12 protein-coding genes and 1 tRNA gene are annotated in these 12,962 nt (G+C 54.6%); 6 read left to right on the top strand and 7 right to left on the bottom strand.

Going from position 1 to position 12,962, the window contains the following annotated elements; all coding sequences use genetic code 11:
• Window positions 1-4 precede the first annotated feature (4 nt).
• A tRNA-Met gene (locus tag BM373_RS20525) sits at window positions 5-81 on the bottom strand.
• 209 nt (window positions 82-290) lie between these two features.
• On the opposite strand from BM373_RS20525, the gene mltA reads away from it, so the two are divergent.
• Window positions 291-1,394, top strand: a complete 1,104-nt coding sequence (gene mltA, locus BM373_RS20520) for a murein transglycosylase A (RefSeq protein ID WP_090465829.1) — start codon at window positions 291-293, stop codon at window positions 1,392-1,394.
• Window positions 1,395-1,587: 193 nt separating this feature from the next.
• Window positions 1,588-2,394, top strand: coding sequence for a tRNA cyclic N6-threonylcarbamoyladenosine(37) synthase TcdA (gene tcdA / locus BM373_RS20515; RefSeq protein ID WP_090465826.1), 807 nt, complete (start codon window positions 1,588-1,590; stop codon window positions 2,392-2,394).
• On the opposite strand, the gene csdE is transcribed toward tcdA, so the two are convergent.
• Both csdE and csdA read right to left on the bottom strand, forming a co-directional pair.
• Entirely contained in the window at window positions 2,385-2,828 is a 444-nt protein-coding gene (csdE, locus tag BM373_RS20510; RefSeq protein WP_090465824.1) for a cysteine desulfurase sulfur acceptor subunit CsdE, read from the bottom strand. The genes tcdA and csdE overlap by 10 nt on opposite strands.
• Window positions 2,825-4,033 carry a cysteine desulfurase CsdA gene (gene csdA / locus BM373_RS20505; RefSeq protein WP_090465822.1) on the bottom strand — a complete coding sequence of 403 codons (1,209 nt, stop codon included), beginning with the start codon at window positions 4,031-4,033 and terminating at the stop codon, window positions 2,825-2,827. Before csdA ends, csdE begins: the two co-directional genes overlap by 4 nt.
• 193 nt (window positions 4,034-4,226) lie before the next feature.
• Here csdA and BM373_RS20500 point away from each other — a divergent pair, with 193 nt between their 5' ends.
• The 4 genes from BM373_RS20500 to rlmM all read left to right on the top strand — a co-directional run bounded on the left by BM373_RS20500 (window position 4,227) and on the right by rlmM (window position 7,248).
• The gene (locus tag BM373_RS20500) at window positions 4,227-4,454 is read left to right on the top strand and encodes a YgdI/YgdR family lipoprotein (protein ID WP_090465819.1); all 228 of its coding nucleotides are present in this window, start codon (window positions 4,227-4,229) and stop codon (window positions 4,452-4,454) included.
• A gap of 350 nt (window positions 4,455-4,804) precedes the next feature.
• Entirely contained in the window at window positions 4,805-5,719 is a 915-nt protein-coding gene (gcvA, locus tag BM373_RS20495; protein WP_090465816.1) for a glycine cleavage system transcriptional regulator GcvA, read from the top strand.
• 40 nt (window positions 5,720-5,759) lie between these two features.
• Entirely contained in the window at window positions 5,760-6,155 is a 396-nt protein-coding gene (locus BM373_RS20490; protein WP_090465812.1) for a DUF423 domain-containing protein, read from the top strand.
• Window positions 6,148-7,248, top strand: a complete 1,101-nt coding sequence (gene rlmM / locus BM373_RS20485) for a 23S rRNA (cytidine(2498)-2'-O)-methyltransferase RlmM (protein ID WP_090465809.1) — start codon at window positions 6,148-6,150, stop codon at window positions 7,246-7,248. Before BM373_RS20490 ends, rlmM begins: the two co-directional genes overlap by 8 nt.
• A gap of 266 nt (window positions 7,249-7,514) precedes the next feature.
• Here rlmM and xni read toward each other — a convergent pair whose 3' ends face one another.
• The 4 genes from xni to ppnN all read right to left on the bottom strand — a co-directional run bounded on the left by xni (window position 7,515) and on the right by ppnN (window position 12,924).
• Window positions 7,515-8,270 carry a flap endonuclease Xni gene (gene xni, locus BM373_RS20480; RefSeq protein WP_090465806.1) on the bottom strand — a complete coding sequence of 252 codons (756 nt, stop codon included), beginning with the start codon at window positions 8,268-8,270 and terminating at the stop codon, window positions 7,515-7,517.
• A 129-nt stretch (window positions 8,271-8,399) separates the two neighbouring features.
• Window positions 8,400-9,767 (bottom strand): L-serine ammonia-lyase, encoded by a 1,368-nt coding sequence (locus tag BM373_RS20475; RefSeq protein ID WP_090465803.1) that lies wholly within the window; start codon window positions 9,765-9,767, stop codon window positions 8,400-8,402.
• A 55-nt stretch (window positions 9,768-9,822) separates the two neighbouring features.
• Complete coding sequence (locus BM373_RS20470) at window positions 9,823-11,112, bottom strand: HAAAP family serine/threonine permease (RefSeq protein ID WP_090465800.1); 1,290 nt, start codon at window positions 11,110-11,112, stop codon at window positions 9,823-9,825.
• Between the two features lie 447 nt (window positions 11,113-11,559).
• Window positions 11,560-12,924, bottom strand: a complete 1,365-nt coding sequence (ppnN, locus tag BM373_RS20465) for a nucleotide 5'-monophosphate nucleosidase PpnN (RefSeq protein ID WP_090465797.1) — start codon at window positions 12,922-12,924, stop codon at window positions 11,560-11,562.
• Window positions 12,925-12,962 lie beyond the last annotated feature (38 nt).

The following is a 12,962-nucleotide window of genomic DNA, read 5'->3' as shown; positions in this document are numbered from 1 at the left end:
TAATTGGTTGCGGGGGCCGGATTTGAACCGACGACCTTCGGGTTATGAGCCCGACGAGCTACCAGGCTGCTCCACCCCGCGTCCGTGGAAGCGCACTATACTCCGCTGACTCTTTGACGCAACCTTTTTTCAACGAAATAGTGAATTTGCCCTAATGCCTGCGCAAAAATAGGGCAGATAGATTATTTAATATACAGTCCGGGAGGGAAAGCGTGTTCGCGCGTTCCTTTAGCGTTAGCGGTTTGTTATCTTCAACGCACGCATTCGACTTAAGTAAAAGATGAGACACGATGAAAGGACGTTGGGCTAAATACCTTGTAACAGGCGCGATGGTTGCACTCCTTGCCGCCTGTTCTTCAAAACCGACCGATCGCGGTCAACAATATAAAGACGGGAAATTTACCCAGCCTTTCTCTTTAGTTAACCAGCCTGACGCCGTGGGCGCGCCGATTAACGGCGGCGATTTTGCCGAGCAGGTGAGTCAGATCCGCACCGCATCACCGCGCCTGTACGGGAATCAAAGCGCTATTTATAACGCCGTGCAGGACTGGCTGCGTGCAGGCGGCGACACGCGCAACATGCGCCAGTTCGGGCTTGATGCCTGGCAGATGGAAGGCGCGGATAACTACGGCAATGTGCAGTTTACCGGCTATTACACGCCGGTCGTGCAGGCGCGCCATACCCGTCAGGGCGAGTTCCAGTACCCCATCTACCGTATGCCGCCTAAGCGCGGGCGTCTGCCGTCGCGCGCGGAAATTTACGCCGGGGCGCTGAGCGACAATTACATCCTCGCCTACAGCAACTCGCTGATGGACAACTTTATTATGGATGTGCAGGGCAGCGGCTATATCGATTTTGGCGACGGCACCCCGCTTAACTTCTTCAGCTACGGCGGGAAAAATGGTCACGGCTATTACAGCATCGGCAAGGTGCTGATCGATCGCGGGGAAGTGAAGCGCGAAGATATGTCGATGCAGGCGATCCGCCACTGGGGGGAAACCCACAGCGAGGCGCAGGTGCGTGAGCTGCTGGAGCAAAATCCGTCCTTTGTGTTCTTCAAACCGCAATCCTACGCACCGGTGAAAGGTGCCAGCGCCGTGCCGCTGATTGGTCGCGCGTCAGTGGCTTCCGATCGCAGCATTGTTCCCGCGGGCACAACGCTCCTGGCGGAAGTGCCGGTGCTGGATAATGCCGGTAAATTTTCCGGTCAGTATGAACTGCGTCTGATGGTGGCGCTGGATGTGGGCGGCGCAATCAAAGGCCAGCATTTTGATATTTATCAGGGGATTGGTGCAGATGCCGGGCATCGCGCCGGATGGTATAACCACTATGGCCGCGTCTGGGTGCTGAAGACCGCGCCGGGGGCGGGTTCCGGTAACGTGTTTAGCGGGTAAGTGTGGTAGGCTTTGTTTCCCCTCACCCCGGCCCTCTCCCCAAAGGAGAGGGAGAAAAGCAGGCCGTGCTCGATCTGTACCCTCTCCCCAAAGGCGAGGGAGAAAGGCAGGTCGTGCTCGATCTGTTCCCTCTCCCTGAGGGAGAGGGTTAGGGTGAGGGGGGACAAATCATCAACTCCATTTCTGAGGTTTTATGTCTGCGGTAATCAGTGATACCTGGCGTCAACGTTTTGGCGGCACGGCGCGTTTATATGGTCAGTCTGCCCTGCAACTCTTTGCCGATGCGCATATTTGCGTCGTGGGTATTGGCGGCGTAGGCTCCTGGGCGGCGGAAGCGCTGGCGCGTACCGGTATCGGTGCGATCACATTAATTGATATGGATGACGTCTGCGTCACCAATACCAACCGGCAAATCCATGCGCTACGCGATAATGTCGGGCTGGCGAAAGCCGAGGTCATGGCTGAGCGTATACGCCAGATCAATCCCGAATGCCGGGTTACGGTAGTGGATGATTTCGTCACCGCAGAGAATGTCGCTCAGTATATGAGCGCTGGTTTCAGCTATGTGATTGATGCGATCGACAGCGTGCGCCCGAAAGCGGCGCTGATTGCTTACTGCCGTCGTAACAAAATTCCTTTAGTTACCACCGGCGGCGCGGGCGGGCAGATCGATCCGACGCAGATCCAGGTCAGCGATCTGGCGAAAACCATTCAGGATCCGCTGGCGGCAAAACTGCGTGAAAGACTGAAAAGCGACTTTGGCGTGGTGAAAAACAGTAAAGGCAAGCTGGGAGTGGACTGCGTGTTCTCGACCGAAGCGCTGGTTTACCCGCAGGCGGATGGTTCGGTGTGCGCGATGAAAAGCACCGCCGAAGGCCCGAAACGTATGGACTGCGCCTCCGGTTTTGGTGCCGCCACCATGGTCACCGCCACCTTTGGTTTTGTGGCGGTGTCGCACGCCCTCAAGAAAATGATGGCGAAAGCCGCACGTCAGGCCTGACGCGCGGCATCCTGGACGGCGGCTGCCAGCGCCGTCAGTCCCTGATTACGTGAGGCGCTGAGCTGGGCGCGCAATCCCAGTTCATCAAACAGCGCCAGCGGATCGGCATCCAGTAATTCACTGGCGCTTTTTCCTTCAACCGCCGTCAATAATACCGCCAGCAGTCCCTGCACGATTCTCCCTTCACTGTCGCCGAAAAAGTGCAATTTACCTTCCGCAGATAGCGTAAATCCGAGCCAGACGCGATTCTCGCAGCCCGCAATTTCCCGCGCCTGTTCTTTCAGTTCATCGGAAAGTGACGGCAGTTGTTTACCCAGCAAAATGAGTTGGCGGTATTTGTCTTCCCACGCCATGTGCGGGGTAAAAATCGTTTTCAACGTCTCAGGCGTGACGGCGCTGCCAAACGGGTGTCCGGCAAAAGCAGGGTTAATCATTCATCCACCAGTATTTCAAGGGCGCGGTCGACGGCGCTGACCAGCGCATCTACGTCGCTGCGCGTATTATAGGGTGCAAACGACGCCCGCAACGTGCCGCTCACGCCGAGCGCAGCGAGCAGCGGCTGGGCGCAGTGCTGGCCCGCCCGGAGCGCGATGCCAGATTCCGCCAGCAGTGTCACCATGTCGCTGTGATGCACCCCGGCAAAATCGAACGCCAGCAGGCTGGAATCCTGGCAGCGGAATGAGCGAAAACCGGGGCGTTTTGCCAGCGCATCTTCGGCCAGCGTTGCCAGTCCCCGGCTGTAACTTTCGGCCTGGGGCATATCGATCTCTTCCAGCCATTCCAGCGCCGCGCTCAGCCCGATGACGCCCGCGACGTTTGGCGTGCCCGCCTCCAGACGATACGGTACCGGCTGTGTTTTGAAACCGTCAAACGTGACTTCGGTGATCATCTTGCCGCCGCCAAGCCAGGGCGACATGGCGTCGAGTAATTCACTTTTGCCGTACAGTGCGCCAATCCCGGTCGGGCCATACATTTTGTGACCGGAAAAAGCGTAGAAATCGATATCCAGCTTTTGTACATCAGCCGGAAAGTGCACAGCCCCCTGCGCGCCATCAACCATCACCACCATGCCCGCCGCATGAGCACGCGTAATGGCGCGCGCCAGATCCGGACAGCCGCCGGTTACGTTCGACATCTGCCCAATCGCCAGCAGGCGACTGCGCGGCGTGATAAGTGCATCCAGTTGGCCGACATCCGGCAGGCCTTCAGCGGTGAGCGGTAGTTTGATGACCTGTGCGCCAGTCTGCTGCGCCACCATCAGCCACGGCACCAGATTGGCATGATGCTCCGCTTCGCTGACGATGATTTCATCACCGGGCTGCAAACGCGGGCGCATATAACTTTGCGCCACCATGTTGATGGCTTCGGTGGTTCCGCGCGTCCAGACGATGTTTTTTCCGGCGGGCGCATTGAGCAGGGCGGCGACCTGATCGCGCGCCGCTTCGTAGCGTGCCGTCAGTTTTTGCGCTTCGGCAAACTGGCTGCGGTGCACATTACCCGCGCTCAGACTGTAAAACTGATGCGTGGCCTCAATCACCGCCTGCGGTTTTAACGCGGTGGCGGCGCTGTCCAGATAGACGCCCGCATCGGCAAGCGCCGGGAACTGGGCCCGGAAATGAGCAGGATTAAAAGCGTTCATGATATTCCCCATAACAATAAGAAGATCGTCGCTCAATTTGCTCGCTTGTACAAGCGATCTGCTAACCATCGGAATTATCTGTTTATCCTGGCGGAAATAAGTAAGCAGGTTATGCTGAATAGTGTTGGGTGAACGTTTAACCCTGTTATTTAAGAAGGTTCAGATAGCATTAATTGCTAAAAGGAGAAGAATCATGAAAAAGACTGCTGCAATTATCACTGCCTGTATGATGACCTTTGCCCTGAGCGCCTGTTCTGGTCCGAATTACGTCATGCATACCAATGATGGTCGGACAATTGTTTCTGACGGTAAGCCAAAAACCGATGATGAAACCGGGATGATTTCGTACAAGGACGCAAATGGCAATAAACAGCAGATCAATCGTACTGATGTGAAAGAAATGGTAGCACTGGAAAAATAATCAGAAAGTTTGATTAAAAAAAAGCACCGCATTTGCGGTGCTACATTAATCACTATGGACAGACAGGGTAAATGTACAGGAAGTGACAAAGGGTAGCTTCGCTACCGTGGCCTGAAATAGCAGACCCAATTGCAAACACAACAACACAACATCACAACCGTAAGCCAAAAGCCCATCAGAACACGCATTCCAAAAAAAGCTTTTCGTTCCGGCTCAGGAAGTGCCGCCACTATAGGTATTTGCTGGTAGTTCCTCAACGGACAAATTATAATGGCTCAGATAAAAAAAACTAATAGGTTAACTCGTGTTTCCTGTTTGTTAAATTGACTTAACATCTAAGCCTGATAACCATGTCAAAGCGATTACCTCCTCTTAACGCATTACGAGTTTTTGATGCTGCCGCTCGCCATTTGAGCTTCACCCGCGCCGCCGATGAGCTGTTTGTGACGCAGGCCGCAGTAAGCCACCAAATCAAGTCTCTTGAGGATTTCCTGGGCCTCAAGCTCTTCCGTCGACGCAATCGATCGCTATTATTGACCGAGGAAGGACAGAGCTATTTTCAGGACATCAAAGAAATCTTTTCTCACCTGACGGAAGCCACGCGTAAATTACAATCGCGCAGCGCTAAAGGCGCACTCACCGTCAGTTTGTTGCCCAGTTTCGCCATTCAATGGCTGGTGCCGCGACTCACCAGCTTTAACTCAGCTTATCCGGGAATTGACGTCAGAATTCAGGCCGTCGACCGTGAAGTTGATAAACTGGCCGACGATGTGGACGTGGCGATTTTTTATGGCCGGGGCAACTGGCCAGGCTTGCGTGTTGAAAAATTATACGCAGAATACCTGTTGCCGGTCTGTTCTCCATTATTGCTGACCGGCGATAAGCCCCTGAAAACCCCTGAAGATCTGGCAAAGCATACGTTATTGCACGATGCTTCGCGCCGCGACTGGCAAACTTATACGCGCCAGTTAGGTCTTAATTTAAATGTGCAGCAGGGACCGATATTTAGCCACAGCGCGATGGTGCTTCAGGCGGCTATCCATGGACAGGGCATCGCACTCGCCAATAACGTAATGGCGCAGTCCGAAATTGAGGCAGGCCGTCTGGTCTGCCCGTTTAATGATGTACTGGTGAGCAAAAATGCTTTTTATCTGGTTTGTCATGACAGTCAGGCAGAACTGGGTAAAATAGCCGCCTTTCGGCAGTGGATACTGGCAAAAGCGGCCACAGAGCAAGAAAAATTCCGCTTCCGTTATGAGCAATAATTCACATCGCGCGTTTTGCGCATGACTTTAGGGTAACCACATGACCAGCCGTTTCATGCTGATTTTTGCGGCCATTAGTGGCTTTGTTTATGTCGCGCTGGGAGCCTTTGGCGCGCATGTTTTGAGTAAGTCTTTGGGTGCGGTAGAAATGGACTGGATCCATACCGGCCTTGAATATCAGGCGTTTCATACCCTGGCCATCTTCTGCCTGGCCGTGGCGATGCAGCGCCGGATCAGTATCTGGTTTTACTGGAGCAGCGTGTTTCTGGCGCTCGGTACAGTGTTATTCAGCGGGAGCTTATATTGCCTCGCGCTGTCTCATTTGCGCCTGTGGGCGTTTGTTACGCCAGTCGGTGGTGTTTGTTTTCTCGCCGGTTGGGTATTGATGTTAATTGGTGCTTTTCGTCTGAAACGTAAGGGCGTAGTTCATGAATAAGGTTGTGTTGTTGTGTCGCCCGGGTTTTGAGAAAGAGTGCGCCGCAGAGATTACGGATAAAGCCGGGCGGCTTAACGTGTTCGGTTTTGCCCGCGTAAAAGAAAACACGGGCTATGTGATTTTCGAATGTTATCAGCCTGAAGAGGCCGAGAAGCTGATCCGCGATTTGCCGTTCAGCTCAATGATTTTTGCCCGTCAGATGTTTGTTGCCGGTGAACTGTTGAAGGATCTGCCGCCTGAAGATCGTATTACACCGATTGTCGGCATGTTGCAGGGCGTGGTGGAGAAGGGCGGCGATCTGCGGGTTGAAGTAGCAGATACCAATGAAAGCAAAGAGCTGATGAAGTTCTGCCGCAAATTCACCGTACCGCTGCGCGCGGCGCTGCGCGAAGCGAAAATCCTCACCAACTATGAAACGCCAAAACGCCCGGTCGTGCATGTGTTCTTTATTGCGCCGGGCTGCTGTTACACCGGTTATTCGTTACCGACCAACAACTCGCCGTTCTATATGGGCATTCCGCGTCTCAAGTTCCCGTCCGATGCGCCAAGCCGCTCGACGCTGAAACTGGAGGAGGCTTTCCACGTCTTTATTCCGGCAGACGAGTGGGATGAGCGTCTGGCAAACGGCATGCACGCCGTTGATCTGGGTGCCTGTCCGGGCGGCTGGACCTATCAACTGGTGAAACGCAATATGTGGGTTGCCTCGGTGGATAACGGCCCAATGGCGCAAAGCCTGATGGATACCGGTCAGGTAACCTGGCTGCGGGAAGATGGTTTTAAGTATCGCCCGACGCGCAGCAATATTACGTGGATGGTCTGCGATATGGTGGAAAAACCAGCGAAAGTCACCGCGCTGATGGTGCAGTGGCTGGTCAACGGCTGGTGCCGGGAAACCATATTCAACCTGAAACTGCCGATGAAAAAACGCTATGAGGAAGTGTCCAACAACCTTGCGTACATTCAGGAGCAACTGGCGCAGCACGATATTAATGTGACGATTCAGGCACGCCAGCTTTATCACGACCGCGAAGAAGTGACGGTGCATGTCCGCCGCTGGTGGGCCGCAGTGGGTGGCCGCCGCGACGAGCGATAGTACTTTAATGACCCCTCACCCTAACCCTCTCCCCAGGGGAGAGGGAACAGATCGAGTACAGGGCTGGGTTTTCCCCCTCTCCGCGAGGGTGAGGGGACAGATCGTGCGCGGGCTGGGTTTTCACCCTCTCCGCGAGGGGGAGGGGACAGATCGTGCGCGGGCTCGCCTTTCTCCCTCTCCCCAGGGGAGAGGGAACAGATCGAGCACGGACTCGCCTTTCCCCCCTCTCCCTCAGGGAGAGGGCCGGGGTGAGGGTGAGAGGAAAACTACCGCGCCAGCCGCAACTGCTGCAAATTCCCGTCTATCTGCAAATCCGTCTTAAGCCTTGCCACGTCGCGACAAATAAACGCCATCTCTTTATGTTCCACCAGCTTCTTACGCCATTTCTCCGGCACGTCCTCGAGCCGGGAATACAACTCCTCAAGCGTTGAAAATTCTGCAATCAGCTGCGTTGCGCTTTTTGGCCCGATACCGGCAATGCCGGGGATTTTTGAGCTGCTGATGCCCGCCAGTCCCCAGTAATCTGCCAGTTGCTGCGGTTGTACGCCAAACTCCTGGGCAATAAACGGTGCGTCCAGCCAGCGTTTCTGGAAATAATCGCGAATACGAATGGTGGGTGACAGAAGCTGACAGTAGCCTTTGTCGGTAGAAACGATGGTCGCCTGATGCCCGGCATTCGCGACTTTTACCGCCAGCGTGGCTGCCAGATCGTCCGCTTCATTACCTTCAGAAACCCAGCTTTCCACCCCGCGTGTGGAAAATGCAGCGCGCAGGGCGGGCATCTCCGCGTGCAGATTCTCCGGCATGGGCGGGCGACCGGCTTTGTAATCGGGCAATATCTGGTGTCGCCAGCCGCTGTTGCGCGCCTCGTCGTCAAAGACCGCCACAACGTGAGTCGGTTGACTGTGAACGATCAACTGGTCGAGCGCATGCAGACAGGTATTCGCGCAGGGAGAGCCCTGCACGGCATGAATTCGGCGAATAAGATTAAGCGCATCAACGATGAGCAGATGAACGGCCACGGCATACCCCCAATAAAATCATTGTGCTAAGGGTAACACCGGGCGGGAAAGGGATGCCAGAATCAGGCGGGAAAACGGGAAGAAGGCTCGCAAAAAGCCGGGCGAGACGACGCTTGCCCGGCTCTGATTTTAATCGCAGGTGACAATTTTCATCGCCAGACCACCGCGTGAAGTTTCGCGGTATTTGGCGTTCATGTCTTTGCCTGTTTCATACATGGTTTCAATTACTTTATCGAGGCACACACGCGGTTCGCTGGTACGGCGCAGCGCCATACGCGCGGCGTTGACCGCTTTGACCGAGGCGATAGCATTGCGCTCGATACAGGGGACCTGCACCTGTCCGGCGACCGGATCGCAGGTCAGACCGAGGTTGTGTTCCATGCCGATTTCCGCCGCAATACACACCTGCATCGGGCTGCCGCCCAGCAGTTCGGCAAGACCCGCCGCCGCCATTGAGCAGGCGACGCCCACTTCACCCTGACAGCCCACTTCCGCACCGGAAATGGACGCATTCATTTTGTACAGCGAGCCAATCGCACTGGTCACCAGCAGATAGCGGGCCAGCGAGTTTGCGTTCACTTCGCGAATGAATTTGTCGTAATAGGCCAGCACTGCCGGGACGATCCCGCAGGCACCGTTGGTCGGCGCAGTCACCACGCGGCCACCGGCGGCGTTTTCTTCGTTAACCGCCAGCGCGAACATATTGATCCAGTCCACAACTGCCATCGGATCGGTGGAGTTTTTGTCGCCGCTGACCAGCATCCGGCGCAGCGCGGCCGCACGGCGTGGAACGCGCAGTTTGCCAGGCAGAACGCCTTCGGTGGTAATGCCGCGTTCAATGCCGCCGCGCATCACGTCCCAGACGTTCTGGAAGTGCTGTTCCAGCTCGGCTTTGGTGTGCAGCGCCAGCTCATTTTTCATCATCAGGCCGGAGAGCGAGAGCCCGGTTTCTTCGCAATGACGCTGTAAATCAGCGGCATTTTTGTAGGGATAAGGCACGGCCACCGCAGATTCGCTGCTCTGACCAAAGTGCGCTTCATCGACGATAAAACCGCCGCCGATGGAGTAATAGGTCTGGCTGTAAATCAGTTTATCGCCCGCCAGTGCGCTGATGCGCATACCGTTTTCATGCAGCGAGAGATTATCCGCATGGAAGTTCATGCACTGGTCTACCGGGAACTCGACTTCATGCTGACCGTTTGCCAGCAGCAGTCGGCTATGGGTATTGACGTCCTGAATGAAACCCGCAATGGCATCGATATCGACGGTGTCAGGCAGGTTACCTGCCAGGCCCATAATAATGGCGATATCCGTATGGTGGCCTTTGCCCGTCAGAGAGAGTGAACCGTAAACGTCCACCACCACTCGGGTGACGTCGTTCAGGATCCCCCTGGCAATCAGGTCGTCCGTAAACTGTTTACCTGCTTTCATCGGCCCGACGGTGTGCGAGCTGGAAGGGCCAATGCCGATTTTGAAAATATCGAATACGCTGATCATGATGCGTTATCCATGTTATCCAGGGTGCGCCGCCCGGGCAGGCGGCGCGAAAGGATTAGCTGAACAGAGAGAAGAAAATCGCAGAGATGGCAATCAGACCCATAATCACAACGAATACGTTGCTGATCTGGCCGCTGTATTTACGCATCGCCGGGACTTTCTGAATCGCGTACATCGGCATCAGGAACAGGATCATCGCGATAATCGGACCACCCAGGGTTTCGATCATGCCAAGGATGCTTGGGTTCAGGGTGGCGACAATCCAGGTGGTTACCAGCATAAACAGCGCGGTGATTTTATTCAGGCGGCTGATTTCAATGGTTTTGCCTTTGCTGCGCAGGGATTTGATCACCATACCGTTAAAGCCTTCACGCGCGCCCAGGTAGTGACCGAGGAAGGATTTGGTGATGGCGATAATGGCGATGATCGGTGCCATCCAGGCAATAATCGGCGCGTTAAAGTGGTTCGCCAGGTAAGACAGAATCGAAATGTTCTGGCTTTTCGCCGCCTGCAAATCGGCTGGCGTCAGGCTCAGCACGCAGCTGAACACGAAGAACATCACGGTCAACACCATCATGATGTGAGCGAAGGCCAGGATTTTAGAGCATTTTTTCTCTGCGTCATTGCCGTACTCTTCGCGTTTTGCCACGGCAAAGGAAGAGATGATCGGCGAATGGTTGAAGGAGAACACCATCACCGGGATTGCCAGCCACAGGGTCATCCACAGACCATTGCCGGTGCTTGCGGCGCTGTCAAATGACAGGGTTTCCAGCGCGGCACCGTTCCACTGCGGGATCAGATAGGCTGCCAGCACCATCAGGGCGATAACAAACGGGAACACCAGAATACTCATCGCTTTTACGATCATCTGCTCGCCAAATCGCACGATGGTCATCATGCCAACGATCAGGATCAGCGACAGAATAAAGCGCGGCGGCGGGGTCATGCCCAACTGGTGCGTCATAAAGGTATCGACGGTGTTGGTGATCGCCACGCTGTAAACCAGCAGGATGGGGTAAATCGCAAAGAAGTAGAGCAGGGTGATGAGTTTACCTGCGCCAATACCGAAATGTTCTTCAACCACTTCAGTAATGTCTTCGCCCGGATTTTTACCGGACAGTACAAAACGGGTCAGACCACGGTGAGCAAAGAAGGTCATCGGGAAAGCAATGATGGCCATGATGATCAGCGGGATCATGCCGCCGACACCGGCGTTAATGGGCAGGAAAAGTACACCTGCGCCAATCGCTGTGCCGTACAGGCCCAGCATCCACATGGTGTCTGTTTTACGCCAGGCGCTGCGTGATTCAATCGAAGCAACGGTGCCGGTTTGAGTGGTTTCCATCTGTATCTCCTGGAGGAAGCTAAATATCAGGTTTTTGGTTTTTTCCAATGAAAAAACGCCTGACGGTAATATGAAATTCGTTCAGTGGCGGTTTTTTTATAATTTTTTACCGCTACATTTGGCGGGCGGAAAGATACATTTATGTTATGAATGCATCAGTGATCGGGATCGCAAATGCAATAATCCACTTTTAATGGGGTTATCTTTAGGTCATCGCACTGATAAACGATCCCGCTCCAAAATTTCTGGTCGCGAAGGCTATCACTGACGACATATGCGATCAAAGCAAAGGTTGGAAAACACGATAAAATCGCTATAAAAAGTGATCTAAACAGCATTTTCTGGTGATTAAGTGAAATTTTTATCTATATATGGCGGTCGCCATGTATACGCAAACGATTGGCTACACGGCGAGAAATAAGGGCAGCTTATGGCTGCCCTGCGGCGTTAAGCGCAGATTTCGTAGCAGGGAATATAGGCTGAACCCGGCAGCTTCATACGATGCTGAGCGACGAATCCCTGTAGCAGGTCGTCCATCCGGTGCATCATCTCGCTGTCACCGTGGATTTTATAAGGTCCCCAGGCTTCAATGGCGCGAATGCCGGCTTCTTTCACATTACCCGCCACAATCCCGGAGAAGGCGCGGCGCAGATCGGCGGCCAGCACTTCCACGGGCTGATCCGGGTAAAGTTTCAGATTCGCCATGTTTTCGTGCGACGGTTCGAACGGAATTTGCAGGTCTGGCGCAATGCGGATCGACCAGTTAAAGCTGTAGGCATCCCCGGTATTACGGCGGCTTTCTTTGACCAGCGGCATCGCTTTTTTCATCTGGCGCGCCACTTCCGGCGCATCGTCGATAATGATGCGATAGTGGCGGCGCGCGCCTTCGCCCAGCGTGTTCACGATAAATTCATCCAGCACGCGGAAGTAATCGGCGCTCTGCTTCGGCCCCGTCAGAATCAGTGGCAGCACCTGATCTTCGTTGGCAGGATTCATCAGAATGCCCAGCAGATAGAGCAGTTCTTCTGCGGTACCGACGCCGCCCGGGAAGATGATGATCCCGTGCGCGATACGCACGAACGCTTCCAGACGTTTTTCGATGTCCGGCATAATCACCAGTTCATTGACCAGTGGATTCGGCGGTTCGGCGGCGATAATCGACGGTTCCGTCATGCCAATAAAACGTCCATCCCGGTAGCGCTGCTGCGCATGACCCACCGCCGCGCCTTTCATCGGCGCTTCCATCGCGCCTGGCCCGCAGCCGGTACAAATGTTCAGCTCGCGCAGACCCAGTTGCGTACCGACACGCCGGGCGTAGAGGTATTCGGTTTCGTTAATCGAGTGACCACCCCAGCACACCACCATATTCGGCGCTTCACCCACGTGCAGCGCACGGGCGTTACGCAGAATTGAAAACACCAGGTTGGTAATGTGGATAGAGCTTTCCAGATTTAAATGCTGGAAACGACCGGCATTGCTGATTTGGCCGTTCACGAACAGGATGTCGCGCAGGACGGCAAACAGGTTGGCCTGAAGCGAGCGAATAATGCGCCCGTCAACAAAGGCATCTTCCGGGGGATTGATCAGTTCCAGTTTGACCCCACGCTCGCGGCGCAGGACATTGATATCAAAACTTTCAAAACGTGATAACAGCTCTTTGCTGTTATCGGTCAGACTCCCTGAGTTAAGAACCGCAAGTGAACAGTTACGAAACAGTTGGTAAAGGTCGCTGCTGGCCGTGCTTTTCAGCATATCGACTTCCAGCTGCGACAACAGATCCATTGAGCCTAGCGGGCTAATATGTGTAATCAAGTGAGCTCCTTACGGGGCGAAAATCGCCGCTCCCTGTG

Source organism: Enterobacter sp. kpr-6 (genome assembly GCF_900116015.1).
Taxonomy (GTDB): Bacteria; Pseudomonadota; Gammaproteobacteria; order Enterobacterales; family Enterobacteriaceae; genus Enterobacter_D.
This window is presented reverse-complemented; position numbering and strand designations above follow the sequence as displayed.

Excerpts from the sequence above, each read along its gene's own strand:
- mltA (WP_090465829.1), top strand. The coding sequence starts at position 291 with ATGAAAGGACGTTGGGCTAAATACCTTGTAACAGGCGCGATGGTTGCA.
- tcdA (WP_090465826.1), top strand. The coding sequence starts at position 1,588 with ATGTCTGCGGTAATCAGTGATACCTGGCGTCAACGTTTTGGCGGCACG.
- csdE (WP_090465824.1), bottom strand. The coding sequence starts at position 2,828 with ATGATTAACCCTGCTTTTGCCGGACACCCGTTTGGCAGCGCCGTCACG.
- csdA (WP_090465822.1), bottom strand. The coding sequence starts at position 4,033 with ATGAACGCTTTTAATCCTGCTCATTTCCGGGCCCAGTTCCCGGCGCTT.
- BM373_RS20500 (WP_090465819.1), top strand. The coding sequence starts at position 4,227 with ATGAAAAAGACTGCTGCAATTATCACTGCCTGTATGATGACCTTTGCC.
- gcvA (WP_090465816.1), top strand. The coding sequence starts at position 4,805 with ATGTCAAAGCGATTACCTCCTCTTAACGCATTACGAGTTTTTGATGCT.
- BM373_RS20490 (WP_090465812.1), top strand. The coding sequence starts at position 5,760 with ATGACCAGCCGTTTCATGCTGATTTTTGCGGCCATTAGTGGCTTTGTT.
- rlmM (WP_090465809.1), top strand. The coding sequence starts at position 6,148 with ATGAATAAGGTTGTGTTGTTGTGTCGCCCGGGTTTTGAGAAAGAGTGC.
- BM373_RS20475 (WP_090465803.1), bottom strand. The coding sequence starts at position 9,767 with ATGATCAGCGTATTCGATATTTTCAAAATCGGCATTGGCCCTTCCAGC.
- BM373_RS20470 (WP_090465800.1), bottom strand. The coding sequence starts at position 11,112 with ATGGAAACCACTCAAACCGGCACCGTTGCTTCGATTGAATCACGCAGC.